Consider the following 383-nt stretch of genomic DNA (forward strand, 5'->3'; position numbering starts at 1 on the left):
CCTGCGTCTCCAGGCAGGACGGGATACCGGCCGCGGCGTCCGCCTCCTGGCGCCGGTACGCGCTCGGTGACATGCCGACCAGTTCCGTGAAGCGGGTGCTGAAGGTGCCGAGGGACGAGCAGCCGACCTCGAAGCACACCTCGGTGACGCTGAGGTCGCCGCGGCGCAGCAACGCCATGGCGCGCTCGATGCGCCCCGTCATCAGATAGCCGTACGGAGACTCGCCGTAGGCGGCCTTGAACTCGCGGCTGAGATGACCGGCCGACATGTGCACGCCCCGCGCGAGCGCCTCGACGTCCAGTGGCCGCGCGTACTCCCGGTCCATCCGGTCACGGACGCGCCGCAGGGCGACGAGGGTGCGCAGGCGCTGCTCGTCGGGCATG

Annotated in this window: 1 protein-coding gene; it reads right to left on the reverse strand. The window is 71.5% G+C overall.

Translation table 11 applies throughout. The features are described 5' to 3' along the window. Positions 1–382, reverse strand: a 382-nt coding sequence (locus ACLZOT_RS50375; protein WP_416976042.1) for a helix-turn-helix transcriptional regulator, incomplete at its 3' end; no start/stop codon positions are given. Position 383 lies beyond the last annotated feature (1 nt).

The organism is Streptomyces sp. 4F14 (assembly GCF_048159485.1).
Classification (GTDB): domain Bacteria; phylum Actinomycetota; class Actinomycetes; order Streptomycetales; family Streptomycetaceae; genus Streptomyces.